General features: G+C 68.0%; 22 protein-coding genes and 1 pseudogene. 18 read left to right on the top strand and 5 right to left on the bottom strand.

Annotated elements, in window-relative coordinates; genetic code table 11:
• The first annotated feature begins 4 nt into the window (after positions 1 to 4).
• The 7 genes from QZ709_RS20145 to QZ709_RS20115 are packed head-to-tail and all read left to right on the top strand — an operon-like array spanning position 5 to position 8317.
• Positions 5 to 1126 (top strand): polyamine ABC transporter substrate-binding protein, encoded by a 1122-nt coding sequence (locus QZ709_RS20145; RefSeq protein ID WP_294639325.1) that lies wholly within the window; start codon positions 5 to 7, stop codon positions 1124 to 1126.
• Position 1127: 1 nt separating this feature from the next.
• Entirely contained in the window at positions 1128 to 2246 is a 1119-nt protein-coding gene (potA, locus tag QZ709_RS20140; RefSeq protein ID WP_294639324.1) for a polyamine ABC transporter ATP-binding protein, read from the top strand.
• 10 nt (positions 2247 to 2256) lie between these two features.
• Positions 2257 to 3171: an ABC transporter permease gene (locus QZ709_RS20135; protein ID WP_294639323.1), complete on the top strand. Its 915-nt coding sequence runs from the start codon at positions 2257 to 2259 to the stop codon at positions 3169 to 3171.
• The gene (locus tag QZ709_RS20130; RefSeq protein WP_294639322.1) at positions 3168 to 4028 is read left to right on the top strand and encodes an ABC transporter permease; all 861 of its coding nucleotides are present in this window, start codon (positions 3168 to 3170) and stop codon (positions 4026 to 4028) included. The genes QZ709_RS20135 and QZ709_RS20130 overlap by 4 nt, the downstream gene beginning before the upstream one ends.
• A 19-nt stretch (positions 4029 to 4047) precedes the next feature.
• Positions 4048 to 5424 (top strand): DUF3138 family protein, encoded by a 1377-nt coding sequence (locus tag QZ709_RS20125; RefSeq protein WP_294639321.1) that lies wholly within the window; start codon positions 4048 to 4050, stop codon positions 5422 to 5424.
• Between the two features lie 11 nt (positions 5425 to 5435).
• The gene (locus QZ709_RS20120) at positions 5436 to 6926 is read left to right on the top strand and encodes an aldehyde dehydrogenase (protein WP_294639320.1); all 1491 of its coding nucleotides are present in this window, start codon (positions 5436 to 5438) and stop codon (positions 6924 to 6926) included.
• Between the two features lie 50 nt (positions 6927 to 6976).
• On the top strand, positions 6977 to 8317 hold the full coding sequence (locus QZ709_RS20115) for an FAD-dependent oxidoreductase (protein ID WP_294639319.1): 1341 nt from the start codon (positions 6977 to 6979) through the stop codon (positions 8315 to 8317).
• Positions 8318 to 8341: 24 nt separating this feature from the next.
• On the opposite strand, the gene speB is transcribed toward QZ709_RS20115, so the two are convergent.
• Positions 8342 to 9274 (bottom strand): agmatinase, encoded by a 933-nt coding sequence (gene speB / locus QZ709_RS20110; RefSeq protein WP_294639318.1) that lies wholly within the window; start codon positions 9272 to 9274, stop codon positions 8342 to 8344.
• A gap of 153 nt (positions 9275 to 9427) precedes the next feature.
• Between speB and QZ709_RS21345 the strand changes: the two are divergent.
• Positions 9428 to 9607, top strand: a pseudogene (locus tag QZ709_RS21345) (LysR family transcriptional regulator); the annotation flags it as partial.
• A gap of 21 nt (positions 9608 to 9628) precedes the next feature.
• Here QZ709_RS21345 and QZ709_RS20105 read toward each other — a convergent pair.
• The gene (locus QZ709_RS20105) at positions 9629 to 9808 is read right to left on the bottom strand and encodes a hypothetical protein (protein ID WP_294639317.1); all 180 of its coding nucleotides are present in this window, start codon (positions 9806 to 9808) and stop codon (positions 9629 to 9631) included.
• A 29-nt stretch (positions 9809 to 9837) separates the two neighbouring features.
• Here QZ709_RS20105 and QZ709_RS20100 point away from each other — a divergent pair, with 29 nt between their 5' ends.
• Complete coding sequence (locus tag QZ709_RS20100; RefSeq protein ID WP_294639316.1) at positions 9838 to 10371, top strand: LysR substrate-binding domain-containing protein; 534 nt, start codon at positions 9838 to 9840, stop codon at positions 10369 to 10371.
• A gap of 7 nt (positions 10372 to 10378) precedes the next feature.
• Here QZ709_RS20100 and QZ709_RS20095 read toward each other — a convergent pair whose 3' ends face one another.
• Complete coding sequence (locus QZ709_RS20095; protein WP_294639315.1) at positions 10379 to 11881, bottom strand: PLP-dependent aminotransferase family protein; 1503 nt, start codon at positions 11879 to 11881, stop codon at positions 10379 to 10381.
• A 239-nt stretch (positions 11882 to 12120) separates the two neighbouring features.
• On the opposite strand from QZ709_RS20095, the gene QZ709_RS20090 reads away from it, so the two are divergent.
• The 6 genes from QZ709_RS20090 to QZ709_RS20065 all read left to right on the top strand — a co-directional run bounded on the left by QZ709_RS20090 (position 12121) and on the right by QZ709_RS20065 (position 17923).
• Positions 12121 to 13203, top strand: a complete 1083-nt coding sequence (locus tag QZ709_RS20090) for an ABC transporter ATP-binding protein (RefSeq protein WP_294639314.1) — start codon at positions 12121 to 12123, stop codon at positions 13201 to 13203.
• A gap of 51 nt (positions 13204 to 13254) precedes the next feature.
• Entirely contained in the window at positions 13255 to 14301 is a 1047-nt protein-coding gene (locus tag QZ709_RS20085; RefSeq protein WP_294639313.1) for an ABC transporter substrate-binding protein, read from the top strand.
• A gap of 60 nt (positions 14302 to 14361) precedes the next feature.
• Positions 14362 to 15633: an ABC transporter permease gene (locus QZ709_RS20080; RefSeq protein WP_294639312.1), complete on the top strand. Its 1272-nt coding sequence runs from the start codon at positions 14362 to 14364 to the stop codon at positions 15631 to 15633.
• 17 nt (positions 15634 to 15650) lie between these two features.
• Positions 15651 to 16469 carry an ABC transporter permease gene (locus QZ709_RS20075; protein ID WP_109037914.1) on the top strand — a complete coding sequence of 273 codons (819 nt, stop codon included), beginning with the start codon at positions 15651 to 15653 and terminating at the stop codon, positions 16467 to 16469.
• A 158-nt stretch (positions 16470 to 16627) separates the two neighbouring features.
• Positions 16628 to 16894, top strand: coding sequence for a hypothetical protein (locus QZ709_RS20070; protein ID WP_294639311.1), 267 nt, complete (start codon positions 16628 to 16630; stop codon positions 16892 to 16894).
• A 42-nt stretch (positions 16895 to 16936) separates the two neighbouring features.
• Positions 16937 to 17923: a DcaP family trimeric outer membrane transporter gene (locus QZ709_RS20065; RefSeq protein WP_294639310.1), complete on the top strand. Its 987-nt coding sequence runs from the start codon at positions 16937 to 16939 to the stop codon at positions 17921 to 17923.
• Positions 17924 to 17948: 25 nt separating this feature from the next.
• Here the strand turns inward: QZ709_RS20065 and QZ709_RS20060 are convergent, their stop codons facing one another.
• A complete protein-coding gene (locus QZ709_RS20060) occupies positions 17949 to 19481 on the bottom strand; it encodes a PLP-dependent aminotransferase family protein (RefSeq protein WP_294639309.1) in 1533 nt (510 codons plus the stop codon).
• Positions 19482 to 19576: 95 nt separating this feature from the next.
• Between QZ709_RS20060 and gabT the strand changes: the two genes are divergently transcribed.
• From gabT to QZ709_RS20045, 3 genes are read left to right on the top strand one after another with little or no spacing between them, the layout of a single operon-like run.
• Positions 19577 to 20893 (top strand): 4-aminobutyrate--2-oxoglutarate transaminase, encoded by a 1317-nt coding sequence (gene gabT, locus QZ709_RS20055; RefSeq protein ID WP_294639308.1) that lies wholly within the window; start codon positions 19577 to 19579, stop codon positions 20891 to 20893.
• Between the two features lie 34 nt (positions 20894 to 20927).
• The gene (locus QZ709_RS20050) at positions 20928 to 22382 is read left to right on the top strand and encodes an NAD-dependent succinate-semialdehyde dehydrogenase (RefSeq protein WP_294639307.1); all 1455 of its coding nucleotides are present in this window, start codon (positions 20928 to 20930) and stop codon (positions 22380 to 22382) included.
• A gap of 10 nt (positions 22383 to 22392) precedes the next feature.
• Complete coding sequence (locus QZ709_RS20045; RefSeq protein WP_294639306.1) at positions 22393 to 23664, top strand: Glu/Leu/Phe/Val dehydrogenase; 1272 nt, start codon at positions 22393 to 22395, stop codon at positions 23662 to 23664.
• 21 nt (positions 23665 to 23685) lie between these two features.
• Here QZ709_RS20045 and QZ709_RS20040 read toward each other — a convergent pair whose 3' ends face one another.
• Entirely contained in the window at positions 23686 to 24603 is a 918-nt protein-coding gene (locus QZ709_RS20040; protein WP_294639305.1) for a DUF2817 domain-containing protein, read from the bottom strand.
• Between the last annotated feature and the right edge of the window lie 21 nt (positions 24604 to 24624).

Genomic DNA, 24624 nt, shown 5'->3' with positions numbered 1-24624 from the left:
CCCCATGTCCCGATTCCGATCCCTGCGCTCGCTCCCCTCCCTGCTGGCCGCAACCACCCTGGCGCTGCTGTGTGCCGGCGCCGCCCACGCCGACGAAGAGAAGGTGCTCAACATCTACAACTGGTCGAACTACATCGCGCCGGACACGATTGCCAACTTCGAGAAGGAGACCGGCATCAAGGTCCGCTACGACGTGTTCGACAACAACGAGATCGTCCACGCCAAGCTGGTGGCCGGCAAGACGGGCTACGACGTCGTCGTGCCCTCGTCGTACTGGGCCAAGCTGCAGGCCGACGGTGGGCTGCTGCAGAAGATCGACAAGAGCAAGATCCCGAACTGGAAGAACATCGACCCGGCCATCCTGGGCCAGCTTGGCAAGCTCGATGCCGGCAACCAGTACATGGTGAACTGGCTGTGGGGTTACACCACGGTGGGCATCAACGTGGACAAGGTGAAGGCTGCGCTCGGCAGCACGCCCATGCCCGACAACGCCTGGGATCTGATCTTCAAGCCAGAGTACATCAGCAAGCTCAAGGGCTGCGGCGTGTCCTTCGTCGACTCGGCCACCGAAGTCATCCCCGCGGCATTGCACTACCTGGGCAAGCCCGCCTACAGCAAGAGCGTGGCCGACTACCAGGCCCTCACCCCGTTGCTGAAGTCGATCCGGCCGTACGTGACGCTGTTCAGTTCGAGCGGCTACATCAACGACCTGGCCAACGGGCAGATCTGCGTGGCCTTTGGTTACTCGGGCGACATCAACATCGCCAAGAACCGCGCCATCGAGAGCAAGACCGGCCAGAACGTGCAGACGCTGATCCCGCGGACCGGCGGCGTCATCTTCATGGATGCCATGGTGATCCCCGCAGATGCGCCGCACCCGGAAAACGCCCACAAGTGGATCAACTACATCCTGCGCCCCGAGGTGCATGCGGGCCTGAGCAACAAGGTGTTCTACGCCAACCCGAACCTGGCGTCGCGCAAGTTCATCAAGCCCGAGGTGGCGAACGACCCGGCGGTGTTCCCGCCGGAAGCGGACATGAAGCGCATGGCGCAGCCGGACGCGATCAACAACGACATCCGTCGCCAGATGACGCGCATCTACACCTCCTTCAAGACGGGGCTCTGAGATGAACGCTGCACGCAACCACGCGGCCGGTGGTGCACCGGCCTTCCTCCAGATCCAGAACGTCGTCAAGGACTTCGGCGGTGGCGCCGTGGCCGTCAACCATGTGAGTCTCGACATCGGGCGTGGCGAGATTTTCGCGCTGCTGGGCTCCAGCGGCTGTGGCAAGACCACGCTGCTGCGCATGCTGGCGGGTTTCGAGACGCCGACTTCAGGCCGCATCCTGCTCAATGGCCAGGACATCGTGGGCCTGCCGCCCTACCAGCGGCCCATCAACATGATGTTCCAGAGCTACGCGCTCTTCCCGCACCTGAGCGTGTGGGACAACATCGCCTTCGGCCTGCGCCGCGACGGCCTGCCCAAGGACCAGATCGCCGAGCGGGTGGACGCGATGCTGCGGCTGGTTCAACTGGCGAAATTCGCCCGGCGCAAGCCGCACCAGCTCTCGGGCGGGCAGCAGCAGCGCGTGGCGTTGGCCCGCAGCCTGGCCAAGAAGCCGCAGTTGCTGCTTCTGGACGAGCCGCTGGGCGCGCTCGACAAGAAGCTGCGCGAAGAGACCCAGATCGAACTGGTCAACATCCTGGGTGAAGTCGGCGTGACGTGCGTGATGGTGACGCATGACCAGGAAGAGGCCATGACCATGGCCAGCCGCATCGCCGTCATGAGCGAGGGCCGCATCCTGCAGGTCGGCGCGCCCCACGAGATCTACGAGACACCCGCCACCCGCTTTGTGGCGGACTTCATCGGCAACGTCAACCTGATGGACGGCACGCTGGTACAGGATGCACCGGATCATGTGGTGATCCAGTGCGACGACTGTCAACACCTGGTTGGCCATGGCATCACGGGCACCGAAGGCATGCCGGTGTCGGTGGCCGTGCGCCCCGAGAAGATCCGTCTGGTGCGCCAGCAACCCGAGAGCCTGTACAACCGGGTCAACGCCGTCGTGCGCGACCTGGCCTACTTCGGCAGCTACACGGTCTACCACCTCCAGCTTAAAAGCGGCGCGACGATGAAGGTATCGATGGCCAACACCGCGCGCCACAGCGACGAGGCGCTGGAGGCCGGCGATGCCGTCTGGGCGCAGTGGGACAGCACGGCGCAGGTCGTGCTCACGCAGTGAGGAGACGGCCATGAGCTTCACCCTCCAACCCGGTCGCCGTGTGGTCATCGGCATTCCCTATGCGTGGCTGCTGGTTTGCTTCCTGCTGCCCTTCCTGATCGTGATGAAGATCAGCGTGTCCGAGATGGACATCGTGGCCTTCAAGGACCTGCTCACCTGGTCCGATGGTGTGCTGAAGCTGCAGGTCAAGCTGAGCAACTACCTGTTCATCACGCAGGACGACCTGTACTTCAAGACCTACCTCAACAGCCTGAAGTACGCCGCCGTCACGACCGCACTGTGTTTGCTGATCGGCTACCCCTTCGCCTACTTCATGGCGCGTGCCAGCAAGTCCGCCCAGCCTGGCCTGGTGATGCTCGTCATGCTGCCGTTCTGGACGAGCTTCCTGCTGCGGGTGTATGCGTGGAAGGGGCTGCTGAGCGAAGGCGGCTGGGTGGCCCAGGCCCTGCAGGCATCGGGCATCGAACCTCTGCTGGCGCAGGTCGGGCTCATCCCGGCACCCGGGCAGCTCATGAACACGCCGTTCTCGCTCGTGATCGGCATGGTCTACACCTACCTGCCCTTCATGGTGCTGCCGCTGTACGCCAACCTGTCGAAGATGGACCTGCGCCTGCTGGAAGCCGCGTCGGATCTGGGTGCCACGCCGTGGGTGGCGTTCTGGCGGGTGACGGTGCCGCTGTCGCGCCCCGGCATCCTGGCCGGCGCCATGCTCGTGTTCATCCCGTGCGTGGGCGAGTTCGTGATCCCCGAACTGCTGGGTGGCCCCTCCACGCTGATGATCGGCCGCGTGCTGTGGGACGAGTTCTTCGCCAACAACGACTGGCCCATGGCGTCGAGTGTGGCCGTCGTGATGATCCTGCTGATCATCGTGCCGCTGGCGCTCTTCAACAAGGCGCAGGCCGACAACCAGGAGCGCGCACGATGAGCCGCATTCCGAGCACCCCGTTCACGCCGACCTTCAACCGAGGGCTGGGCCGCGCCTGGCTGGCGGGCGGCTATCTCTTCCTCTACCTGCCGATCGTGGCGCTGATCCTGTATTCGTTCAGCGCATCCGACCTGCCAAACACCTGGAGCGGCTTCACGTTCAAATGGTATGCGGCGCTGGCACAGGATCAGGAGCTGCTCGACGGTCTGGGTCTGTCGCTCAAGATCGCGCTGGCCACCGCATGCGGGTCGGTCATCCTCGGCATGCTGGCCGCCTTCACGCTGGTCAAGTACCCGCGCTTCAAAGGCCGCACGCTGTTTTCCGGCATGGTCAATGCGCCCCTGGTGATGCCCGAGGTCATCGTCGGACTGTCACTGCTGCTGATGCTGGTGTCCATGCAGCGCTGGCTCGGTTTCCCGGAGCGCGGCGCCGTCACGATCTGGCTGGGCCACCTGCTGCTAGGCCTGGCCTACGCGACCGTGGTACTGCAGGCGCGCCTGAAAGAGATCAACCCACAGCTTGAAGAGGCGGCGATGGACCTCGGCGCCCGCCCGGCGCAGGTCTTCTTTCTGGTGACGCTGCCCAGCATGGCGCCTTCGCTGCTGTCGGCCTGGCTGCTGACCTTCACCGTCTCGCTCGACGACGTGGTGCTGTCGGCCTTCCTGTCCGGGCCGGGCTCCACCACGCTGCCTCTGGCGATCTTCTCCCGGGCGCGCCTGGGGCTCAGTCCAAGCATCAACGCCGTCGCGACCGTGATCATCACCGTGGTCGCGGTGGGGGTGCTTGTGGCGAGCTACGTCGTCGCGCGCCGTGAACGCCGCCTGGCCGCCGAGATGGCCGCCGCACAACGCCCCTGAATTCCAGAAGGACCCCACCATGAAACGACACCTCCCACTCGCCACCCTGAGCCTGGCGCTCGCCGCCATCTACCCCGCCACGGTGTGTGCGGCGGGCGCCAACGATGCCCTCCTCAAGGAACTGCAGGAGCTCAAGGCGCGCATGGCCGAACTCGAAAAGCGGCTCGACAGCGAGCCTGCTGCCCCGGCCGCGCCATCGGGCATGACGCCCGAGCAGCTTCAGGACTTCAATCGCATCGCCGTGAAGACCGAAGCGATGGAAGACTCCCGTGATGCGCTGGGCTTCAAGGGCCTGAAGATCAGCGGCTACATGGATCCGACCTGGATCTACAACCAGCGCCAGCATCGCGCCGGTTTCCAGTTCCTCAACGCCGTGGACAACGGCGGCTACTTCTACGACACCTCCTACATCGGCACGGCGGTGATCGACTTCACCAAAGAGACCGACTCCGGTGCGCGCTGGCGCCTGACCTTGTCGCCGCAGCGCGGCACGCAGGCGGTGGCAGAGGGCTCGAACTCGCCCGTGCACGAGGCCTCGGTCTCCGTGCCCCTGACCGACCTGCAGACCCGCTTCATCGCCGGCCACCTGCCCGACTGGTCGGGCTACGAATACCTGCAGCCGACGCTCAACAAGCTCATCACCCACAACCTGCTGTTCGACACCACGCTGCCGGCCGCCTACACCGGCGCTGGCATGGAGTTGACACGGGACAAGTGGATCATCAAGGCCCTGGTCGGCAACATGAACGCGAGCAAGCGCCAGTCCGGCGAGAAGACCCCGGTCGTGGCCTACCGCGTGGACTACGCCAAGGGAGAGTTCCAGGGGTTTGGCTTTGCGGGCGTGCATGGCAAGGCTCCCAACGCCAGTCAGAACCTGCTGGACGGGGACGGCAACCCCATTGCCCAGCGAGATTCTCGCGTCGACCTGTTCGAGATCGACAGCTACTTCATCCGGGGCGACCTGACGGCACAAGCGCAATTCAGCATCGGGCGGCAGCGCAAGGCCTCCATCAGCCCGGACCCCTTGACGGGAGAACTGCGCGATGCGCACTGGACCGGTCTGTCGGCGCTGATGGCCTACAAGTTCGAGCCCTGGCTGGAAGGCATCGCCCGACTGGACCACATCTGGAACCGCAAGAACGGCGGCGGCCTCCTGACCTACACCGCTGCGGACGACCGAAATGGCATCGGGCCTGCCGCAGGCGGCGATCCCAACCGGGGCGTGGACCGCTCGGCCCTCACGCTGGGCCTGGGCTACAACTTCAATCTGAACACCGTGTTCAAGGCGGAGTACCGCATCGACCGGGCCAGCGGCGCCGTGTTCCGCGACACGCGCGACGGCGGGTTCAAGAAGACCAACCAGCTGCTGGCCACGTCGGTCGTGGTGAGCTTCTGAAGGGAGGCCCCATGACCAGCACCGCATGGCACGATCGTGCCGCCGGCCTGACCTTCGATGGCCGCAGCGTGATCGATGGGCAACGCTGCGCCACCCTGAGCGGCCAGACGTTTGCCAAGTGCTCCCCCGTCCACGGCCGACTGCTGGGTCCGGTGGCCCGGGGGCAGCCCGAAGACATCGACCGGGCCGTTCGCTCCGCCCGGGCGGCGTTTGCCGATGGCCGCTGGTCGCGGCAAGCCCCCGCGGCTCGAAAGGCCGTGCTGCAACGCTGGGCTGAGCTCATCACCGCGCACCGCGATGAACTGGCACTGCTGGAGACCCTGGACATGGGCAAGCCCATCCAGTTCAGCCGCACGGTGGACGTGCCGGCCACCGCCCGCTGCATTGCCTGGTATGGCGAAGCGATCGACAAGCTGTACGACGAGGTTGCGCCCACCGGCGTACACGCCCTGGCCCTCATCACGCGCGAACCGATGGGCGTGATCGGCGCCATCGTGCCCTGGAACTACCCGATGATCATGGCGGCCTGGAAGCTCGGCCCGGCGCTGGCATCGGGCAACAGCGTCGTGCTGAAGCCCTCGGAGAAGTCGCCCTACACGGCACTTCGGCTGGCCGAACTGGCACTCCAGGCCGGTCTGCCGGAAGGCGTACTCAATGTCGTGCCCGGTTTCGGTCACGAAGCCGGCGAGGCCCTGGCGCGACACGCAGAGGTCGATGCCATCGGCTTCACGGGCTCCACCCGGGTCGGAAGGCGGATGCTCAACTACGCCGCGGAGTCCAACCTCAAGCGCGTCTACAACGAGCTGGGCGGCAAATCCGCGTTCATCGTCTTCGATGACGTCAAAGACCTCGAGAAGGCCGCCCGGACAGCGGCGGCGTGCGTGTTCTTCAACCAGGGCGAGTCTTGCAACGCGCCGACCCGGGTGCTGGTGCATGAGAGCCTGATGGACGACGCGCTCGCCTGCATGCAGCAGGAGGCCGGGGGCTGGCAGGCCGGCGACCCGCTGGACGAACGCACCCGACTGGGCGCCATGGTGGATGAAGGGCAACTGCATACCGTGCTGCGCTATGTCGACCAGGGGCTCGGCGAGGGCGCCACGCTCGCCCACGGCGGCCGCCAGACACGTGCCGACACCGGGGGCCATTACGTCGAGCCCACCATCCTGAGCAACGCCCACAACGGCATGAAGGTGGCACGCGAAGAGATCTTCGGGCCGGTCCTGACACTCATCCCCTTCCGCACCGAAGCCGAGGCCATTGCCCTGGCCAACGACAGCCCCTATGGTCTGCAGGCCAGCATCTGGAGCGGCCAGATCGACCGCGTCCACCGCGTGGCGCGGGCGTTGCAGGCCGGCACCGTGCACGTCAACCAGTATGACGAAGACGACATCACCGTGCCTTTCGGCGGGGTGAAGCAATCCGGCAACGGACGTGACAAGTCCCTGCACGCCTTCGACAAGTACACCGAACTGAAAACCACCTGGTTGCGGATCGAAGCATGACTTGCGCCATGCCCCCACCGCATGCCACTCTACGCAACGAGGAAACCGACATGTCGACCCAAGCCACATCCTTCACCGCCTCGCGTGCCGCCCCGGCCGGCCTCGGTCAGCCAGGATCGACGACGCACGCGCCCTCCTACTACGCTGCCACCGGCCTGTCACAGCCCGATCGCCCCGCGCTCAAGGGAACGACACAAGCCGACGTCTGCATCATCGGGGCCGGCTACACCGGCCTGTCATCGGCCCTGCATCTGGCCGAGCAAGGCTACAAGGTCGTGGTGCTCGAAGCGGCCCGCGTGGGCTGGGGCGCATCCGGCCGCAATGGCGGGCAGCTGGTGCACAGCTACTCGCGCGACATCGACGTGATCGAGGCCCGCTACGGCAAGGCAGCGGCCACGGCGCTTGGCAGCATGGCCTTCGAAGGGGCCAGGATCATCAAGGAGCGCATCGCGCGCTACCAGATCGATTGCCACTTCCGGCCTGGCGGCATGTTCACGGCGCTGAGCGACAAGCAGGTGCGCCAGCTTGAGCACCACAAGGCACTGTGGGAGCGGTACGGGCACACCGAGCTGGACATGCTCGACGCCCGCGCCACCGAACAGGCCGTCGGCACGCGCCGCTACAAGGCGGCACTGCTGGATCACAGCACCGGGCACGTCCACCCCCTGCGCCTGGCACAGGGCGAAGCCGCGGCCTTCGAGTCGCTCGGTGGCGTCATCCATGAGTTGTCGGCCGTCACCCGGATCGAACGGGGTGAGCGCGCCACGGTGCACACCGCCCACGGCCAGGTCCAGGCCCGGTTCGTGATCGTGGCCTGCAATGCCTACATCGGTGACCTCGAGCCCCAGCTGGCGGCGCGGTCGATGCCGTGCGGCACGCAGGTGATCGCCACGGAGCCGCTGGGTGATCGGTTCAAGGAGATCCTGCCCACCGAGTACTGCGCGGAAGACTGCAACTTCCTGCTCGACTACTTCCGACTGTCGGCCGACCGGCGTCTGGTGTATGGGGGCGGCGTGATCTACGGCGCGCGCGACCCCGCCCACATCGAGTCCATCATCCGCCCCAAGATGCTCAAGACCTTTCCGCAACTGAAGGACGTGCGCGTGGACTATGGCTGGACCGGCAACTTCCTGCTGACGCTGACGCGCCTGCCGGAAGTCGGCCGCCTGGCACCCAACATCTACTACTCGCAGGGCTGCTCGGGCCACGGCGTGACCTTCACCCACCTCATCGGCCGGGTGCTCAGCGAGGTGATCCAGGGCCAGGCCGAACGCTTCGACGCGTTCGCCAGCCTGCCACATTACCCCTTCCCCGGCGGGCGGCTTTTCCGGGTGCCGTTCACGGCACTCGGTGCGGCTTACTACGATCTGCGAGACAAGCTCGGCATCTGAGCCTGCCCGCAGCAAGAAGGCCCTTCAGCGCGTGGCGCGGCGGGCCATCTGCCCCGCCAGATAGGTCCACACAAAGGTGGCCGCCGCGCTGGCAGTCAGCTCGGCATGGTCGTAGGCCGGTGCCACTTCCACACAGTCCATGCCGACAAAGTTGAGATCGTGCAGCTCTTCCAGCAGCGTCAGCACCTGTGCCGAGGTCATGCCACCGGGCTCCGGTGTGCCGGTTCCCGGCGCAAAGGCGGGGTCGAGGCAATCGATGTCGAGGCTCAGGTACACCGGCGGATGACCGTGGGCGGCCAGGCGCTCCCGGATGGCCTGCATGACACCCTGCAACTGCACCGGGCTTTCCATGCCACGCAGATCGCGGGCCGTGAATATCTGGCCGCCTCGTGTCCTCACGTACTCACGCGCCGCTCGCTCGCCCGAGGAGCGGATGCCAATCTGCGTGAAGCACGGGTCCACGACCAGCCCCTCCTGCATCGCTTCGTACACCCAGGTTCCGTGCCCGCTGGGCTCGCCGAAGTGATCCTGCCAGGTGTCGCAATGCGCATCGAAGTGGATCACCGCCAGGGGGCGGCCCAGGTGGGCCCGCAGCGCGCGCAGCACCGGCAGGGTGATGGAATGGTCGCCGCCCAGCCAGACCATGTGCTGACGCGCCAGCATGGCGGGCAGGACCTCGCCGAACGCCGCACGCATCGCATCCAGGCTCGTGTTGGGCAGCGCCAGATCACCATGGTCGTCAAGCTGACCGACCGGGGTGGTGTCGAACAGCGGGTGCAGCCCATCGCACAGCATGTGGCTGGCCTCGCGGATGGCGCGCGGCCCGAAGCGGGCACCCGGTCTGTTCGTGGTCGAGCCGTCCCAGGTGACACCCGCCACACCAAAGGGAAGCGGCTGATCCTCAGACGGACGCGTCTTGAACAGCGTGGAGTCGGACAGGTAAGCGAACTGGGTCATGGTGGGCCGGTGCAAGTGGAGGCGCCAGCCTAATGAGCCCCGGCCACACCACGCAATGGCCGGCACTGCAAGTTCACTTGATCGGTTCTGCACGCAAGCCGGCGCGCTTCATGCACACTGCCCCGATCCCATCTGCATCACCGCTGTCTCCGGATGCCCACCACACCAGCCCGCACCGCGCCTGTGCATGTGACCCGCGATCAGCACGGCCTCGACCCGCGGCTGGTTCACACCTTTCTCGCGGTGGTGCGCGCCGGCGGGCTATCGGCCGCGACGCTCGAGTTGCAGACGGACCTTTCCACGGTCAGCCGCCAGTTCAAGGAGCTCGAGACCCGCATCGGCAAGCGCCTGGCTTCACGCGGTCGAGCGGGCTTCAGGCTGACGCCGGAGGGAGACCGGTTTCTTGGCATGGCGCAGCGGTGGATGGATGCACATGCGCGCTTTCAGACCGAACTTGACGCCCTTGGCGCCGCGCCCCCGCCCACGCTGCGCCTGGGCATCGTCGACGCGCTGCTGACGGCCTTGCCCGGACATGCCTCGCGCCTGGCCTGCGCCATCCGCCAGTGCTGCGAAGCAAGCCAAGGCAGGCGTTTTCGCTGTCGACCCTGCGCCCCGTCGAGATCGAGCGACGCATCCTCTCGGGTGAACTCGACGCCGGCATCGTGGCCGCCCACACGCCGCCGGCAGGGCTCGAACAGCACACGCTCTACACCGAGCCGAACAGCCTGTTCATCGGGCCCGGTCACCCGTGGTACGACGAGGCAGACCAGGCGCGCAGTGACGCCGAACTGTCCAGCCTGGCGTGCGTGGTCGATCCTTACGCCGGCGACCTCCCCCTGCCCGGGCTGGGCACCATGCTGTTGACCGGCCCCACCCGGGCTGACAGCATCGAGGGCGTGGCGCTGCTGGTGTGCAGCGGTCGTTTCGCCGGCTTTCTTCCTGACCACCTCGTCGCATCGACGGCATCGCTGTCGGCGCTGCGTCGCGTGTGGCCGGCCCGCCTGAGCCACACGCAGGACATCGTGCTCACCTGCCGCAAGGGCAAGGGCAGCCAGCCGGTGAGGCAGTTGCTGCGGGCATTGGCGCAGCGGGCCTGAGTCCACTTCAGCCCCGCTGGGCGGCCCGCTGCAGCATGCGCGCGTGCTCCCGCTCGATCACGCTGGCCAGCGTGTGCACCGCCGGGCGGATGCGCGCTTCCGGCACCGCGGCAAAGCCCAGGTTGAGCCCCGGTTGCCGGCGCGACTGGTCGATGTAGTACATCGACAGCGGCCGGCACACCACGCCTTCGGCCAGCGATTGCGCCACCACCATGGTGTCGTCCACCGGCTGGTTGAAGCGATAGACGATCTGCAGTCCGGCATGGCCATCGGAGGGCGAGACCAGGTCGCCCAGGCAGGCCTTCATCTCGTCGAGCAGCACCGCGCGGCGCTCGCTGTAGACGCCACGCATGCGCTTGATGTGGCCGGTGAAGTGGCCTTCTTCGATGAACTCGGCCAGCGCGGCCTGCTCGGCCAGGCGCCCGCCGCGGTACAGCTCGGCATTGCCGATCACGAAGGCATCGACCAGGTCTTCCGGCACCACCAGGTAGGCCAGGCGGATGCCCGGGAACATCACCTTGCTCAGCGTGCCCAGGTAGATCACGCGCTGGCGGTTGGCCAGACCGAACAGCGAGGCCAGCGGCCGCCCCGAATAGTGCAGCTCGTTGTCGTAGTCGTCCTCGATGATCCACGAGCCCGCTTCGTCGGCGCGCTCCAGCAGCGCCAGGCGGCGGTCCAGCGACAGCATCGTGCCCGTGGGGTACTGACTGGAAGGCGACACGAAGATCAGCCGCGGCGGCCGGCCCCAGTCCTCGGCCGTCGGCGCGATGCCCTTGTCGTCGAGCGGAATGGGCTGAACCTGCAGGCCCGCCGCACTCAGCACATTGCGCGCGCCCCAGTAGCCGGGGTCCTCGATCCAGGCCCGGTCGCCGTGGTCGGCCAGCAGCCGCGCGCACAGGTCGATGGCCTGGTGCGAGCCGTTGATGACGATGATCTGCTTGGGATCGACCGGCATCATGCGCGTGACGCGCAGGTAGCTCGCCAGCGTCTTGCGCAAGGGGCCATAGCCCGCATACGCGTACTGCAGCAGGTGCGACTGGTCCTGGTCGATGTACTTGGCCACCAGCTTGCGCCACACCGCAAACGGGAACAGCTCCACCTCCGGCACGCCCGGCGTGAACGCGCCGCGCTGCGCGATCGAACTGCCCGCGTGCGCCGCAATGGCGCCGCCCCGCCGCGACAGCCCTTCGCGCCGCGCGCCCAGCAGCCGCTTGGGTGCCTCGGCCTTCGGTCCCCGCGCCACCGCGTCCGAGACATAGCTGCCATCGCCCACGCGGCCCTCGATGTAGCCCTCGACCGTGAGCTGTTCGTAAACGCGCACGATGGTGTTGCGGCCCACGTCCATGTCTTCGGCCAGGGTGCGCGTGGGCGGCAGCTTGGTGCCCGGCGGCAGCCGGCCTTCGAGGATGGCGCCGCGCAGCGCCATGTAGACCTTGATGCGCAGCTTCACGTTCTCGGGCTGGCGATCGAGATGCTGCATCAGCAGCTCCGAGATCAGGCGTGGTTCCATGGCTTGGTGTTCGCGGACGGCATAGACAAGAGGGCTATCCCTATATTGGTTCCCTTCAATCCGCGTAAATTGGCTCTACTTTAAACCAATGACACTTCTATGATCCCCCCAACCCGCGCCATTCCGGTGACACAGGACAGGCTCACGCCCGCTGCGAAGCTGTCCCGCCGGCTGTCACACCTGTTCGAGCCTGGAGCCCCCGATGCGTCCACTGCCCCCCCCGCCCCGACGCGCCGCACGTGTCCTTCCGCAACGTGCAGAAGACCTACGACGGTGAAAAGCTCATCGTCCGTGACCTGAACCTCGACATCCGTCGCGGCGAGTTCCTGACCCTGCTCGGCCCCTCGGGCTCCGGCAAGACCACCTGCCTGATGATGCTGGCCGGCTTCGAGACCCCGACCTCGGGCGAGATCCGCCTGGGCGAGCGCGTCATCAACACCGTGCCCCCGCACAAGCGCAACATCGGCATGGTGTTCCAGAACTACGCGCTGTTCCCGCACATGACGGTGGCCGAGAACCTGCGCTTTCCGCTGGCCGTGCGCAAGCTGCCCGGCGCCGAGATCGACGCCAAGGTCAAGAAGGCGCTGGGCATGGTGCGGCTGGAGCCGTTCGCCAGCCGCTATCCGCAGCAGCTCTCGGGCGGCCAGCAGCAGCGCATCGCCCTGGCCCGCGCGCTGGTGTTCGATCCCGAACTGGTGCTGATGGACGAGCCGCTGGGCGCGCTCGACAAGCAGCTGCGCGAGCACATGCAGCTCGAGATCAAGCACATCCACCAGAACCTCGGCGTCACCGTCGTCTTCGTCACGCACGACCAGGCCGAGGCCCTGACGATGTCCGACCGCATCGCCGTGTTCGACAAGGGCGTGATCCAGCAGATCGACTCGGCCGAGGCGCTGTACGAGCGCCCCGCCAACGCCTTCGTCGCCAGCTTCATCGGCGAGAACAACGCGCTCAAGGGCACGATCAGCGCCGTGCAGGGCGAGCAGTGCACCGTGACGCTGGACGGCGGCGCGCAGGTCGAGGCCCGTGTCGGCAACGTGCGCGAAACCGGCGCACGCACGCTGGTGTCCGTGCGCCCCGAACGCGCCTACCTGGTCGACGACGGCCAGCCGGCCGGCCCCAACCAGTTCTCGGCCCAGGTCAAGGAAATCATCTACCTCGGCGACCACGTGCGCGTGTGCATGGCCCTGCCCGGCCAGCCCGACATCGCCGTCAAGACCCCGATCTCGCAACTCAACCGCAGCCTGCAGGCCGGTGAGTCCGTCCGCGTGGCCCTGCCGCCCGAGCACCTGCGTGCACTCGATGTGGCCGAAGCCGCCTGACCCCCGTTCTTTTCCTCCACCCGCAACCCACCCCGCTCCCGGAGTCCGTCCATGTCCGTCTCTTCCCGTGCGTTTTCTGCCCTGGCGATCGCTGCCGGCCTGGTTGCCGCCGGCACCTCGCAGGCGCAGTCCAGCCTGACCGTCATCTCGTTCGGTGGCGTCAACCAGCAGGCCCAGATCAAGGCCTTCTACGAGCCCTTCACCAAGTCCACCCAGATCCAGCTGGTCAAGGGCGAATACAACGGTGAGCAGGCCAAGGTGAAGGCCATGGTCGAGGCCAAACAGGTCAGCTGGGACGTCGTCGAGGTCGAATCGCCCGAGCTGGCCCGCGGCTGCGAAGAAGGCGTCTACGAGAAGCTGGACTACAGCAAGATCGGCAACAAGAAGGACTTCCTGCCCGCGGCCGTGACAGAGTGCGGCTTCGGCTTCTTCGTGTGGTCGACCGTGATGGCCTACAACGCCGACAAGCTCAAGACCGCCCCGGTGACCTGGGCCGATTTCTGGGACGTCAAGAAGTTCCCGGGCAAGCGCGGCATGCGCAAGGGCGCCAAGTACACGCTGGAGTTCGCGCTGATGGCCGACGGCGTGGCCCCGAACGATGTCTACAAGGTGCTGGGCACCAAGGCCGGCGTGGACCGCGCCTTCAAGAAGCTCGACCAGCTCAAGGCCAACATCCAGTGGTGGGAAGCCGGTGCACAGCCGCCGCAGCTGCTGGCCTCGGGCGACGTCGTGATGAGCACGGCCTTCAACGGCCGCATCGCCGGCGCCCAGAAGGAAGGCAAGAACCTCAAGATCGTCTGGACCGGCAACATCTACGACATCGAGGCCTATGCCATCCCGAAGGGCGCGCCCAAGCGTGACCTGTCGTACAAGTTCCTGGCGGCCCTGGCCAAGCCCGAGAACCAGAAGGTCTTCTCCGGCGAGATCCCCTACGGCCCGACGCACCTGAAGGCCATGGGCCAGATCGAGCCGACGCTGGCCGCCACACTGCCCACGGCCCCGGCCAACATGAAGACTGCCATCGCCACCAACACCGCCTTCTGGGTGGAACACGGTGAAGACCTGGAACAGCGCTTCCACGCCTGGGCCGCGAAGTAACCCCCCACCCCGGAGCCGGTCCTGCGCGGTGCAGGGCCGGCGTCTGACGAGGACATTCCCATGAGCTCGATCGCGATGGCCGACACCCCGCCCCCCGCCCTGCCGGTGCAGACCACGTCGCTCAAGGCGCAGCTGCGGCGCGCCGAACGGCTGAAGAAACTGCGCTACGGTGCCCTGATCGCCCCGCTGGCGCTGTTCCTGATCTTCACCTTTCTGTGGCCCATCATCGGGCTGCTGAACAAGGCGGTCGACAACCCCGAGGTGCACACCGCGCTGCCGGCCACCGCCAAGGCCCTGGCCGGCTGGTCGCAGCACGGCCTGCCCGACGAGGCCGCCTTCGCCGCGCTGCAGGCCGACCTGATCCAGGCCAAGGGCAGCGAGGAGCTGGCCGCCGCGGCCAAGCGCCTGAACATGGAGCGCACCGGCATGCGCTCGCTGATCATGAACAGCGCGCGCAAGCTGGCCGCCGAGCCCCCCACGGGTCCGGCCAAGGCCGCGCTGATCGAGATGGACGCCCGCTGGGGCGAGAGCGACACCTGGCAACTGGTGGCGCGCAATGCCCGCCCCCACACCGACCACTACCTGCTGACGGCGCTCGACCTGCGCCGCGATGAGGCGGGGAACATCGTCGGCGCACCGGAAGGCGAAGGCGTCTTCCTCGACGTGTTCGGCCGCACGCTGTGGATCAGCTTCGTCGTCACGCTGTGCTGCTGCGTGCTCGGCTTTCCGGTGGCCTACCTGCTGGCCCGCCTGCCTGCCCGCACCTCCAACCTGCTGATGATCTGCGTGCTGCTGCCGTTCTGGACCTCGATCCTGGTGCGCGTGGCCGCCTGGATCGTCATCCTGCAGGACGGTGGCCTGGTCAACCAGGCGCTGATGGCGCTCGGTGTGATCGACCAGCCGCTGCACCTCGTGTTCAACCGCATCGGCGTCTACATCTCGATGGTGCACATCCTGCTGCCCTTCATGATCCTGCCGCTCTACAGCGTGATGAAGGGCATCTCGCCGGTCTACCTGCGCGCGGCCGTGTCGCTGGGTTGCCCGCCGTTCAAGAGCTTCTGGAAGGTCTACTTCCCGATGACGGTGCCGGGCCTGGCGGCCGGCGGCATCCTGGTCTTCATCCTGTCCATCGGCTACTACATCACCCCGGCGCTGCTGGGCGGGCCGAAGGAGCAGATGGTGAGCTACTTCGTCGCCTTCTACACGAACGAGACCATCAACTGGGGCATGGCCGCGGCGCTGTCCGCCCTGCTGCTGGTGGCCATCTCGGTGCTCTACACCGTCTACAACCGGCTGGTCGGCAACACCACGTTTGCCGCCAAGTCCCGCTGACCCGAAAGGCCCACACCATGCTGCCTGCCTACGCCTCCCGCGTCGAACAACTGTGGCACGTGACCCTGCGGGTGATCGTGGCCGCCGTGCTGCTCTTCCTCGTGGCCCCGCTGCTCGTCATCGTGCCGTTGTCCTTCAACGCCGATTCCTTCCTGCTCTACCCCATGACCGGCTTCTCGCTGCGCTGGTATGAAGAGCTGATGACCTCGGGCACCTGGACGCACGCCTTCCGCAACAGCCTGATCGTCGCCCCGCTGGCCACGCTGCTGGCCATGGTGCTGGGCACGATGGCCGCCATCGGCCTGACGCGCATCGACTTCCCCGGCAAGTCCGTGCTCACGGCCATCCTGATCTCGCCGATGGTGGTGCCGGTGGTCATCGTCGGCGTGGCCACCTACCTGTTCTTCGCCCCCATCGGCCTGACAGGCAACTTCTTCGGCCTGGTCATCGTGCATGCGGCACTCGGCGTGCCCTTCGTGGTCACCACGGTGAGCGCCACGCTCCAGGGCTTCGACATGAACCTGGTGCGCGCCGCGGCCAGCCTGGGCGCCAGCCCGCTCTACACCTTCTTCAAAGTGACCCTGCCGCTGGTGGCCCCGGGCGTGATCTCGGGCGGGCTGTTCGCCTTCGGCACCTCGTTCGACGAGGTGGTGGTGACGCTGTTCCTGGCCAGCCCCGAGCAGACCACGCTGCCGCGCCAGATGTTTGCCGGCATCCGCGAAAACATCAGCCCGGCCATTGCCGCCGTGGCGACCATCCTCACGGTGATGTCCGTGCTGATGCTGCTCACTCTCGAGTGGCTGCGCGGCCGCAACGCCGCCGCACGCGGCACCTGAGCCCCCGCCCCCTCTGAAAAGAAAACAAGGCAGCCGACGGTCCGGTCGACTGCCTTGAAGCAGCACGCCTGTCGGCGCCAACCGGCAGGCGTGTCGGTGAAACGCACCCATCCCAGACCTTGCCGGGCGCACGGTGGGTGCCTTGTTCTGGAGCAACCATGAAGCATACACGTCTGGCTGCCGCGCTCGCGCTGGCGGTCCCCTTCTCCCTGCCTGCCCATGCCGACGAGCTGTCGGACCTGCGCGCCACCGTCCAGAAGCTGCTGGCCAAGGTCGAGCAGCTCGAGGCTCAACAGATGAGCCAGAAGGCCGCCGCCCCTGCGCCCGTGGCTGCGGCACCCGCCTACACCGGCGCGCCCGCCCCGGCCGGTTTCATCCCCGTGCCCGGCACCTCGACCGCGGTCAAGCTGGGCGGCTATGTGTAGCTCGACGGCGCCCTCGACATCAAGGGTGACCAGGGCCGTGGCGTGAGCCTGTCCGACCTGCCGCTGGACGGCAGCGCCGGGGCCAGCCGCCGCAACACCAGCACGCCGAGCGCGCGCACCACCCGCCTGAACGTGCAGACCGTGACCGACACGGCTGGCGGCCCGCTCAAGACCCGCATCGAATACGACTTCTTCACCAGCGACGGCTCGGAAACCTACACGAACTCGGCACGCCCCCGCCTGCGCCACGCCTTCGGTGAGTACGGCCGCTGGCTGGCCGGCCAGACCTGGTCCACCTTCATGGACCTCGATTCGGTTGGCGACACGCTCGAGTTCAACGGCCCGACCGGCCAGTCCTTCATCCGCCAGGCCCAACTGCGCTACACGCTGCCGCTGGCCACAGGCAACCTGGCCCTGGCCATCGAGAACCCGCAGGCCGACGTGCGCGACGCCAGCGGCAACGCCGTGGCGCAGGACCGCCTGCCCGACCTGATCGCCCGCTGGACGCAGACCGGCCCCTGGGGCCACGTGGCCGTGCGCGGCCTGGCCCGCGACCTGCGCGCCGAAGACGGCACCGGCCACCGCCAGGCCGACACACTGGGCTGGGGCCTGGGCCTGTCGGGCAGCCTGAAGCTGGGCGCGGCCACCACGGGCCTGTACCAGCTGAACGTCGGCAAGGGCATCGGCCGTTACATCCAGGACGCCAACGCCGCCGTCGCCTACGACGCCACCCGCGTGAAACTCTCGGCCGAGAAGGCCGTGGGCGGCGTCATCGGCGTGCAGCACGCCTGGAACGACGCGCTGCGCAGCCACCTGATGTGGGGCTTCACGCGCATGGACAACGGCGCCGGCTTCGGCGACGTGGCCAGCCTGAACACGCGCACCAACCAGGCCTACGCCAACCTGATCTGGACCGCCACGAAGGGCCTGGACCTGGGCGTGGAGTACGGCTGGGGCAACCGCCGCACCGAAGCCGGTGACAAGGGCGACATGAGCCGCCTGCAAGGCTCGGTGCGCTACAGCTTCTGACCGGAGCCCCCCTGTGCGCCCCGTCTCATCCCCCCAGCCGGGCGGCCACCTGCCGCGCCAGCACCGCGAAGGCGGGCGGGATGGCCTCGGGGCGCACGCAGGCATAGCCCAGCAGCAGCCCGCGGGGCGCACGGGCCGGGTCGGCGTGGTAACGGCTCAAGGGCCGCACCGCCACGCCGGCCGCCAGCGCATCCCGGGCCAGGGCCACATCGTCCACATGGTCGGGCAGCGCCAGCACCAGGTGCAGCCCGGCATCGTCCCCGCGCACGGCCAGCGTGTCGCCGAAGTGCTGGCGGATGGCCTCGAGCAGCGCCTGCCGACGCTCGTGATAGAGCCCGCGCATGCGCCGGATGTGCGAACCCAGGTGCCCCTGCTCGATGAAATCGGCGAGCGTCGCCTGCTGCCACGCCTGCCCTTCGCGGTACAGCGCGGCCGAGCCCAGTGCAAAGCGTTCGGCCAGCGCCGGCGGCACCACCAGGTACCCGAGCCGCAGCCCCGGAAACAGCACCTTGCTGAGGCTGCCCACATAGATCACCCGGCCCGCGTCGTCGAGACCCTGCAGGGCCGGCAACGGACGGGTGCCATAGCGGAACTCGCTGTCGTAGTCGTCTTCGATGATCCAGCTGCCATGCGTGCGCGCGTAGGCCAGCAGGGCCTGCCGGCGCGCCAGGCTCATCACCATGCCCAGCGGATACTGGTGCGACGGCGTGACCAGGATGGCGCGCGGCACCGGATGCGGCCCGCCGTCCTGCCAGGCCAGCCCCTCGGCGTCCACCGGCACGGGCACGATGCGCGCCTCCAGCGAGGCCAGGCTGCTGCGCAGGCCCCAGTAGCACGGGTCTTCCAGCCACACGTGCTCGCCGGGCGAGGCCAGCAGCCGCAGCGTCAGGTCGATGGACTGGTGGCTGCCGGTGGTGAGGATCAGCTGCTCGGGCTCGCACACCACCGAACGCGCGGTGCGCAGGTGCGCGGCCAGGGCCTCGCGCAGGCGTGGCAGCCCGCCGCCCGGCGCATAGCTCAGCAGCTCGGGCTCGGGGTGGCGCCAGCGCCGGTTCTCCAGCCGCATCCAGGTGCGCGCCGGAAACTCCGTCACATCGGGCACACCGGGCATGAAGGCGCCCCACTGCCGGGTGGACACGCTGGCCGCGGCCAGCAGGGCCTCGCCGCGGGGCGACAACTGAGCGGCGCCGTGCGCATCGGCCACCTCGGCCCCGGCTGCCACCCCGGGCTCGGCACCGGCACCCCGGCCCCGCGCAGACCGTGCCCGGCTGGGCGCCGGCAGGCGCTCGGCCGACAGGTCGGCCACCACCGTGCCGCTGCCCTGGCGGCTCACCACACAGCCCTCCACCGCGAGCTGCTCGTACACGTCGATCACGGTGTTGCGGGCAATGCCCAGCTCCTGCGCCAGCAGGCGCGACGACGGCAGGCGCGTGTGCGCCGGCAGCTCGCCACTGATCACCGCCTGCCTCAGCAGCTGCTGCAGCTGGCGGTAGACCGGCTCAGACCCATCGCGACGCAGACGCTGCTGCAGCCAGTCGGACAAGGCCGTCGTCTTCATCGCAAAGTGGCTCCATCAAAAACACAAAAGTGGACCTTAATCATAGATCCATAACACCCTAACCTTCACACCACTCCCTCTTCATCTGTCACACCATGTCCAGCACGAACTTCCAGCTCCAGCCCGCTTTCTTTGACGGCCCCAACGCCGACTGGGTCGCCCGCAAGAACGCCGCCACGCCGCGTGGTGTGGCCGTGGCCCAGACCTTCTACGCCGCCCGTGCACGCAACGCCGAGCTGTGGGACATCGAAGGCCGCCGCTATATCGACTTCGGCAGCGGCATCGCCGTGCTCAACACCGGCCACTGCCATCCCAAGATCGTCGAGGCCGTCAAGCAGCAGCTCGACCGCTTCACGCACACCGCCTTCCAGGTCGTGCCCTATCCCAGCTACGTGGCCCTCGCTGAAGAGATCAACCGCCGCACGCCGGGCAACTTCGCCAAGAAGACCACCTTCTTCACGACCGGCGCTGAAGCCGTCGAGAACGCCATCAAGATCGCCCGCGCCTCGACCGGCCGCCCGGGCGTGATCGCCTTCAACGGCGGCTTCCACGGCCGCACCTTCCTGGGCATGGCGCTGACCGGCAAGGTCGTGCCCTACAAGCGCGGCTTCGGCCCCTTCCCGGGCGAGGTCTACCACGCGCCCTTCCCCTACCCGCTGCACGGCATCACCACCGCCGATGCGCTGAAGACCGTCGAAGCCCTGTTCAAGGCCGACATCGACCCGAAGCGCGTGGCGGCCTTCATCTTCGAGCCCGTGCAGGGTGAAGGCGGCTTCGTGCCTGCCCCGGCCGACTTCGTCGCCGGCCTGCGTCGCATCGCCGACGAACACGGCATCCTGCTGATCGCCGACGAGATCCAGACGGGCTTTGCCCGCACCGGCACGCTGTTCGCCACGCACCAGTACGACACCCCGGTCGACCTGACCACCTTCGCCAAGAGCCTCGCCGGCGGCCTGCCGCTGTCGGGCGTGTGCGGCCGTGCCGAGGTGATGGACGCCGCCGAGCCGGGCGGCCTGGGCGGCACCTACGCCGGCAACCCGCTGGCCGTGGCCGCAGCCCATGCCGTGCTCGACATCATCGACAGCGAAGGCCTGAACGCCCGCGCCACCGTGCTGGGCGATCGCCTCAAGCAGCGCCTGAGCCAGCTGCAGCCCGACGCCCCGCAGATCGCCGAAGTGCGCGGCCCGGGCTCGATGGTGGCCGTCGAGTTCCACAACCCCGCTACCGGCGAGCCGGATGCCGCCTTCACCAAGCGCGTGCAGACCGAGGCCCTGGCCCGCGGCCTGATGCTGCTGGTGTGCGGCGTCTACGGCAACGTCATCCGCTTCCTGCACCCGCTGACGATCGAGGACACCGTGTTCAACGAAGGCCTCGACATCCTGCAAAGCGCCATCCTGGCCGCCAAGGCCTGATCGCACCCACGCCACGCACACACAGGATCACCGCATGAGCTTCCTGAAAGACCCGAGCCTGCTGCGCGACCGCGCCTGGCTGAATGGCCAGTGGGCGGCCGCCGACAACGGCGAGACCTTCCCCGTGGACAACCCGGCCACCGGCGAGCACGTCGGCGTGGTGCCCCGCATGGGCGCCGCCGAAACCGAACGTGCCATCGACGCGGCCAACGCCGCCTGGCCCGCCTGGCGTGCGCTCACGGCCAAGGCCCGCGCGGCGCTGCTGCAGGCCTGGCTGCAGCAGATCCAGCAGCATGCCGAAGACCTCGCCGTGCTGATGACGGTCGAGCAGGGCAAGCCCCTGGCCGAAGCCCGCGGCGAAGTGGCGTATGCCGCCTCGTTCATCGAGTGGTTTGCCGAAGAGGCCAAGCGCCTGTACGGCGAGACCATCCCGAGTCCGCTGGCCGACCGCCGCCTGCTCGTGCTGCGTGAGCCCATCGGCGTGTGCGCCGCGATCACGCCGTGGAACTTCCCGCTGGCCATGATCACCCGCAAGGTGGCTCCGGCCCTGGCCGCCGGTTGCCCCATCATCGTCAAGCCGGCCGAGTCGACCCCGCTGTCGGCGCTGGCCCTGGCCGTGCTGGCCGAACGCGCCGGCATCCCCGGTGGCGTGCTGCAGGTGCTGACGGGCGACCCGCGCGCCATCGGCGGCGCGCTCACCACCAGCCCGGTGGTGCGCAAGCTCAGCTTCACCGGCTCGACCGAAGTGGGCCGCCTGCTCTATGCCCAATCGGCCCCGACGATCAAGAAGCTGTCGCTGGAACTCGGTGGCAACGCGCCCTTCATCGTGTTCGACGACGCCGACCTCGACGCCGCCGTGCAGGGCGCCATGGCCTCGAAGTTCCGCAACGCCGGCCAGACCTGCGTGTGCGCCAACCGTCTGTATGTGCACGACAAGGTCTATGACGCCTTCACCGCCAAGCTGGTCGAGGCCGTCCAGAGCCTGAAGGTCGGCAACGGCCTGGAGCCCGGCGTGACGCAGGGCCCGCTGATCGACCGCGCCGCGCTGGCCAAGGTCGAGGACCACATCGACGACGCCGTGACCCGCGGCGCCCGCGTGCTGACCGGCGGCCGCCGTGCCGACCTGGGCAAGACCTTCTTCGAGCCCACGGTGCTGGCCGATGTGCCGGCCGACGCCAAGGTGGCCCGCGAAGAGACCTTCGGCCCGCTGGCCCCCGTCTTCCGCTTCCACACCGATGAGGAAGTGATCGCCCTGGCCAACAACACCGAGTTTGGCCTGGCCAGCTACTTCTTCAGCCGCGACGTCGGCCGCATCTTCCGCGTGGCCGAGGCCCTGGAGTACGGCATGGTCGGGGTCAACACCGGCATGATTTCCAACGAGGTCGCGCCCTTCGGCGGCGTGAAGCAATCGGGCCTGGGCCGCGAAGGCTCGCGCCACGGCATCGAAGACTACCTGGTGACGAAGTACGTGGCGCTGGCCGGCCTGTGAGGATCACACCATGAGCGACCTCTCCTACGTCAACCCCGGGCCGGAAAGCGCCTGGGGCACCTACCTGGCTCAGGTGGACCGCGTGCTGCCCTACCTCGGCTCGCTGTCGCGCTGGGCCGAGACCCTCAAGCGCCCGAAGCGCGCGCTGATCGTCGACGTGCCCATCGAGATGGACGACGGCACGGTGCGCCACTTCGAGGGCTACCGCGTGCAGCACAACCTCAGCCGTGGCCCCGGCAAGGGCGGCGTGCGCTACCACCCCGACGTCACCCTGGAAGAGGTGATGGCGCTGTCGGCCTGGATGACGGTGAAGAACGCCGCCGTCAACCTGCCGTATGGCGGCGCCAAGGGCGGCATCCGCGTCGATCCGCGCTCGCTGACCCGCAAGGAACTCGAGCGCGTCACCCGCCGCTACACCAGCGAGATCGGCATCATCATCGGCCCGCAGCAGGACATCCCGGCGCCCGACGTGAACACCAACAGCCAGGTCATGGCGTGGATGATGGACACCTACTCGGTGAACGTCGGCGCCACGTCGACCGGCGTGGTGACCGGCAAGCCGCTGGACCTGGGTGGCTCGCTGGGCCGCGTGAAGGCCACGGGCCGTGGCGTGTTCGTCACCGGGCGAGAGGCCGCCCGCCGGCTGGGCCTGCCGCTCGAAGGCGCGCGCATCGCCGTGCAGGGCTTCGGCAACGTCGGCAGCGTGGCCGCCGAGCTGTTTGCCCAGGCCGGCGCGCGCGTCGTGGCGGTGCAGGACCACAGCGGCACGGTGTACGCACCGGGTGGGCTGGACGTGGGCGCACTGCAGGCGCACGTGCGCCACACCGGCGGCGTGGCCGGCTGGCACGGTGCCGAGCCGCTGCCCGCCGAGCAGTTCTGGGACGTGCCCTGCGACATCCTGATCCCCGCTGCGCTGGAAGGCCAGATCACCGCCGAGCGTGCCAACCGCCTGCAAGCCCGCCTGGTGCTCGAAGGCGCCAACGGCCCCACGGTGCCGGCGGCCGACGACGTGCTGCGCGAGCGCAATGTGCTGGTCGTGCCCGACGTGATCTGCAACGCCGGCGGCGTGACGGTGTCCTACTTCGAGTGGGTGCAGGACTTCTCGAGCTTCTTCTGGACGGAAGACGAAATCAACGCCCGCCTCGACAAGATCGTCGGCGACGCGCTGGCGACCATCTGGGACCGCGCCGATCTGCACGGCATCCCGCTGCGCACCGCGGCCTTCGCGGTGGCCTGCGAGCGCATCCTCAGCGCCCGGCAGGAGCGGGGCCTTTACCCCTGAGCCGCCAGGGCGCTCCAGGGCTCAATCGGCGCCCAGCCGCTCGGCCGTCCAGCGCAGCAGGTCCAGCCACATCTGCCGCACCTCCGCGTCCTGCGGGGTGCGCAGCGCGCTGGGCAGCTCGATGGTCACCACCGGCACCTTCTTGTGCACGCCGCCGTAGTTGCCCAGGCTGCCCGGGAAGATGCCGACCTGATCCAGGTACAGCCGCCCCAGGCGCTTGGGCGGCACGGTCGGCCCGTCGAAATCCAGCACACCATACGGCGCATGCACGGACACGATCAGGTCCGGCTTCCAGCGCGCCATCTCGTCGTGCACCCAGCGGCTTTCCGGCTCGGACAGCGGGGCGCGACCGGGGAAGCGACGCGGGTCCTTGCCCGTGCGCTTCTGCCAGTAGTGCGGCGCTTCCTTGTCCCACCCTGGCGTCGGGAAGTTGCGGTTCAGGTCGACTCCGTTCGCGTTGGTGCGCGTCGGTTCAGCCTTCAGCATGCCGTCCGGGTTCACCAGTGGCACGAAGCGCCAGTGGATGTTCGAAGGCGTCTCCTGCGCAGACCGGATCCAGTGCAGCACCAAGGCGCTGGAAGAAGGCTCGTCTCCGTGAATGCCGCCGATGACCAGCACCCGCAGGCGCGCGTGGGGTGACACCACATCCCGCTGCAGCAGCGCGCTGCCGCGCACGGACCGGCCCGTGCTGGTCGTCAGTTCGGCGGCCTCGCACAAGGCCAGGGTGACGCTGGGCAAGCGCTTGACGGCCATCGCGCAGAAGTTGCGCACCGTCAGCACGCCGGACGGAGACGGGTTCGGCGCCGCGAAGGCCGGCACGACAGAGGCCCCCAGCAGGGACACCCCCACCACCACGCCCGCCACACCACGGCGCCATGCCCGTTGCCATGCGCCAGCGGGCCCGTGCCCGGCGCCCAAACCGACTCGCTTGCTCACCATGCCGGGAATCATGCCCGCAAA

Origin of the sequence: uncultured Aquabacterium sp. (assembly GCF_913773725.1) — a bacterium.
Classification (GTDB): domain Bacteria; phylum Pseudomonadota; class Gammaproteobacteria; order Burkholderiales; family Burkholderiaceae_C; genus Aquabacterium.
This window is presented reverse-complemented; position numbering and strand designations above follow the sequence as displayed.

Bases quoted from the DNA above. Each gene is read 5' to 3' on its own strand.
- QZ709_RS20115 (WP_294639319.1), top strand. From the start codon at position 6,977: ATGTCGACCCAAGCCACATCCTTCACCGCCTCGCGTGCCGCCCCGGCC.
- QZ709_RS20070 (WP_294639311.1), top strand. From the start codon at position 16,628: ATGAAGCATACACGTCTGGCTGCCGCGCTCGCGCTGGCGGTCCCCTTC.
- QZ709_RS20085 (WP_294639313.1), top strand. From the start codon at position 13,255: ATGTCCGTCTCTTCCCGTGCGTTTTCTGCCCTGGCGATCGCTGCCGGC.
- QZ709_RS20045 (WP_294639306.1), top strand. From the start codon at position 22,393: ATGAGCGACCTCTCCTACGTCAACCCCGGGCCGGAAAGCGCCTGGGGC.
- QZ709_RS20040 (WP_294639305.1), bottom strand. From the start codon at position 24,603: ATGGTGAGCAAGCGAGTCGGTTTGGGCGCCGGGCACGGGCCCGCTGGC.
- QZ709_RS20075 (WP_109037914.1), top strand. From the start codon at position 15,651: ATGCTGCCTGCCTACGCCTCCCGCGTCGAACAACTGTGGCACGTGACC.
- QZ709_RS20095 (WP_294639315.1), bottom strand. From the start codon at position 11,881: ATGGAACCACGCCTGATCTCGGAGCTGCTGATGCAGCATCTCGATCGC.
- QZ709_RS20125 (WP_294639321.1), top strand. From the start codon at position 4,048: ATGAAACGACACCTCCCACTCGCCACCCTGAGCCTGGCGCTCGCCGCC.
- QZ709_RS20145 (WP_294639325.1), top strand. From the start codon at position 5: ATGTCCCGATTCCGATCCCTGCGCTCGCTCCCCTCCCTGCTGGCCGCA.
- QZ709_RS20130 (WP_294639322.1), top strand. From the start codon at position 3,168: ATGAGCCGCATTCCGAGCACCCCGTTCACGCCGACCTTCAACCGAGGG.
- gabT (WP_294639308.1), top strand. From the start codon at position 19,577: ATGTCCAGCACGAACTTCCAGCTCCAGCCCGCTTTCTTTGACGGCCCC.
- QZ709_RS20060 (WP_294639309.1), bottom strand. From the start codon at position 19,481: ATGAAGACGACGGCCTTGTCCGACTGGCTGCAGCAGCGTCTGCGTCGC.
- QZ709_RS20050 (WP_294639307.1), top strand. From the start codon at position 20,928: ATGAGCTTCCTGAAAGACCCGAGCCTGCTGCGCGACCGCGCCTGGCTG.
- QZ709_RS20120 (WP_294639320.1), top strand. From the start codon at position 5,436: ATGACCAGCACCGCATGGCACGATCGTGCCGCCGGCCTGACCTTCGAT.
- QZ709_RS20080 (WP_294639312.1), top strand. From the start codon at position 14,362: ATGAGCTCGATCGCGATGGCCGACACCCCGCCCCCCGCCCTGCCGGTG.
- potA (WP_294639324.1), top strand. From the start codon at position 1,128: ATGAACGCTGCACGCAACCACGCGGCCGGTGGTGCACCGGCCTTCCTC.
- QZ709_RS20135 (WP_294639323.1), top strand. From the start codon at position 2,257: ATGAGCTTCACCCTCCAACCCGGTCGCCGTGTGGTCATCGGCATTCCC.
- speB (WP_294639318.1), bottom strand. From the start codon at position 9,274: ATGACCCAGTTCGCTTACCTGTCCGACTCCACGCTGTTCAAGACGCGT.
- QZ709_RS20105 (WP_294639317.1), bottom strand. From the start codon at position 9,808: ATGTCCGGGCAAGGCCGTCAGCAGCGCGTCGACGATGCCCAGGCGCAG.